The organism is Massilia eurypsychrophila (assembly GCF_002760655.1).
In the GTDB taxonomy this organism is placed as follows: domain Bacteria; phylum Pseudomonadota; class Gammaproteobacteria; order Burkholderiales; family Burkholderiaceae_D; genus JAFCUW01.
Map to the genome: position 1 here is coordinate 1 of NZ_PDOC01000062.1, position 3,269 is coordinate 3,269.

General features: G+C 54.9%; 5 protein-coding genes. 2 read left to right on the forward strand and 3 right to left on the reverse strand.

What is annotated here, in order from left to right:
- Window positions 1-553 (reverse strand): DDE-type integrase/transposase/recombinase (locus CR105_RS27135; RefSeq protein ID WP_180288334.1); only part of this gene is annotated, 553 nt, incomplete at its 3' end.
- 11 nt (window positions 554-564) lie between these two features.
- A complete protein-coding gene (locus CR105_RS27140; protein WP_229414152.1) occupies window positions 565-930 on the reverse strand; it encodes a helix-turn-helix domain-containing protein in 366 nt (121 codons plus the stop codon).
- A gap of 40 nt (window positions 931-970) precedes the next feature.
- On the opposite strand from CR105_RS27140, the gene CR105_RS27145 reads away from it, so the two are divergent.
- Both CR105_RS27145 and CR105_RS27150 read left to right on the forward strand, forming a co-directional pair.
- The gene (locus tag CR105_RS27145; protein WP_267873922.1) at window positions 971-1,657 is read left to right on the forward strand and encodes an IS30 family transposase; all 687 of its coding nucleotides are present in this window, start codon (window positions 971-973) and stop codon (window positions 1,655-1,657) included.
- A 744-nt stretch (window positions 1,658-2,401) separates the two neighbouring features.
- Window positions 2,402-2,722, forward strand: coding sequence for an ElaB/YgaM/YqjD family protein (locus CR105_RS27150; protein WP_099794060.1), 321 nt, complete (start codon window positions 2,402-2,404; stop codon window positions 2,720-2,722).
- A gap of 193 nt (window positions 2,723-2,915) precedes the next feature.
- On the opposite strand, the gene CR105_RS27155 is transcribed toward CR105_RS27150, so the two are convergent.
- A partial coding sequence (locus tag CR105_RS27155; RefSeq protein WP_143752830.1) for a DDE-type integrase/transposase/recombinase occupies window positions 2,916-3,269 on the reverse strand: 354 nt, incomplete at its 5' end.

Genomic DNA, 3,269 nt, shown 5'->3' on the forward strand with positions numbered 1-3,269 from the left:
TGATGTTCTCCTTCATGGCGCTGTCGGCAATCAGTTGCTCGGCCAGTTCTGCGCTCTCTTTTTCGGCCACCATCCAGCCCACGACATAGCGGCTGAAGATGTCGAGGATGACGTAGAGATGGAAGCAGGTGCCCCGAACCGGACCTTTCAGTTTCGTGATGTCCCAGCTCCACACCTGGTTGGGTGTGACGGCCAGAAGCTCCGGCTTGGCGTACTCGGGATGGCGCAGTTGATTGCGCCGTTCGCGCACAGAGGCACAGCCTTGCAGCAGGCGATACATCGTGCGCACCGAGGCAATGTAGCGGCCCTCATCGAGCAGCTGGGCATAGATCGCTGCAGGTGCGCAGTTGACGAAGCGCGGGCTATTGAGCACGTCGAGAACGACACGCTGTTCATGCTTGGACAGCGCCAATGGCGGGCGCCGCCGCGGCGCTGCAACCGGGGCTGGTAGCTGGCAGACATGGCGTGCTGCACGGTCGCGATACAGGGCGCTGCGCGGCATGCGCAATGCACGGCATGCCGCAGCTACACCAACCTCGTCGGCCAAGCTCATGACGGCACTCATCACTTCGGCCCGCCGGTGGTGTCCGACGTGCTCACTCCCAGCAGGATGGAAAGTTTTTTTTGGACGTCAATGATCAAATCGGCCTTGGCGAGCTTGTTGCGCAGACGCTCGACCTCGGTCTGCAATTGAAGAACCAGGCGATCCTGTGCCGCTGCGGGATTCACCTTCGGACCACGCTTTCCCTCGACCAGTCGGGCCTCGCCGGCGCGCTGACGCTGCTTGCGCCAGGTGGCCAGGTGCGACGAGTAGATCCCCTCACGGCGCAGCAGGGCACCGATGTCGCCGGGCGCCATGCAGGCGTCGGCAGCTGCCAGGATGCGCAGTTTCTCGGCTTTGGAAAAGCTGCGGCGTTTGGCCGTTGGCACCACCTCAGGGTCAAGGACGGGCGTCTGTGATATTTGAAATTTGCTGCTTTCGGTTGCGCATAATTGGATCCTGCCGCTGTACTCTAAATTAGTTGGGCAGGTGTCTCAAGTTATATTGGCACAGAGGGGCCACCACAACCAGGTACGCAAACCGCGCAGTCGAGGTGACGACAGGCGCTACCAGATCCAGGACATGCAGAGCATCCATATCCGCCCTCCAGAGGTCGAGGATCGCCTCATCCCGGGCCACTGGGAAGGCGACCTGATCAAGGGTGCTGGCAACCGCTCCTCGGTCGGCACGCTGGTCGAACGCACGACCGGCTTTGTGGTGCTTGCCAAGATGGACAACGCCACCACCAAAACCGTCGTCGACAGCTTCTCGGCAGTGCTCAACCGTGAGCCGGCGGTAATGCGAAAGACCATGACTTACGATCAGGGCCGCGAGATGCACGGCCACAAAATACTTACCGAACGCACGGGTGTCCAGATCTACTTTGCCGATCCGCACAGCCCGTGGCAGCGTGGCTCAAACGAGAACACAAATGGACTGCTGCGCCAGTACATGCCAAAGGGATCGGACCTGTCGATTTACTCCCAAGACGAACTCGATGCCATCGCCCTGTCGCTCAATACGCGCCCGAGAGCGAGGTTCAATTCTGACTCGCCGCTCGTCGTTTATACTCGGCATATAGCACTGCTTCAACATTCAACCGACAATGTTAATTAACCCAGTGTTGCGCTTGGTACTTGAAACCGCCGCGCAACTGTTCACGTTGTTCGGCTTCGCGAATCCGGTCCTGGCTGGCCGGCAATTTCGGGTCTCTGAAACCCGAGCTCCTCCCTGAGGACGGAAGCACGGGGTAAATGCATCAAAATTGGCAAAATTCGCGGGTTTGAATGCGTGAAAATAAAAATTTAGGTACCCCAAAAACGCGGCCCTGTTGAGCGCGTCGTCTGCACAGAAATCATCGATTGTTCAGCGCTTCCCTAGGGAAATTCTGTCGTTTGATCAACAACGCGACAGAACCGTTATTAGTATTCAAAGAGCATGGGCACACCAAGACGAGATGCTTGCTGAAGTATGGTCTGGTCAGTTGGTGGCGAATCTCCGACGGGTTGATGCTCTGGCGGTGAAATGGTCTCAGCATGCAGTCGTTAAAACGTGCTCAGCAGAACTACTCGAAAGGACTCGGATGCCGAAACTTGAAAAACCATTAAATTAAGGCCTGCGAGCGGCCGCACATGCTAAATAACTTTCTACGCTGCGCGCTCAGGCTGATAAATAATCACAATAGTTCATTGAGTTAAAATGTTCTTGCGTTATGGCAAGTCAATATGACGTGCGGAATTGAACGCCGATAAAAAATTCTTTGGCATAAGCTTTGTTGTCTTCCTTTTTTGAGGAAGATCATCAATTAGGAGACTTAATACCGTCCCTGCAGCCGAATAGTAATCACCTAAGGAGATAAGCATGTTTGGATCGAAAATGAACGTAAGCACTGTTGGCCATGAAATACGCTCGATGATTAATGAAGTCGAGCAATTGTTGAGTGAAGCCCGTACGAGCACTGGCGAAAAAACTGCTGAACTGGAAAAACGCAGCTTGCAGCTACTTTCCTCCACCATTTCCAAGACACATGAACTGGAAAAAATTGCGATCAATACGGCGAAAGACATCGCCACCTCGACCGACAATATAGTGCATGAAAATCCATGGCGTTCGATGGCGATCGCAGGTTTGCTAGGCGCAGGCATCGGCCTATTGGCTGGTGTTGCACTGTCGCGTAATTGACGCAACTCACGCGCTAGTGTACTGAGTTAGAAATTAGTTGAATAATTGCAAGTATCTGCTATGTTGAGTAAATCGAGTTTATTCTTGCGAGATTCATCATGGCAGCTGGTCGTCCAAAAGTTGAGTTAGTGTTGCAGGTTCTGTCGCGTTGTTGATCAAACGACAGAATTTCCCTAGGACGGCATTGTGCCGCTCAAACCGGACGGACTATTCCTGCCAGCACAGAAAATTGGTCGGCGAACGACATTGCATCAGCGCCGTCGATTGCGAACTGGCCCTTGCGGATCATGTGCATCAGCTCGATGCCGGCGAGCACGGAGCCGGCAGACCGGAACGATTTGAAGTTGAGCATCGGCCTGGTCACCCGCTTGATGGCGCGATGGTCCTGCTCGACGATGTTGTTGAGGTATTTGACTTGGAGCACCAGGATCGGCACGTCGCGGCCGGCGTTGATCGCATCGATCGCCGCCTTGTTGGCACCACTCTTGTCAATCGCGACCTTGTCCGGATCGCCGTTCGCTCCCATGGCCTTGTCGAAGAAGCGCTT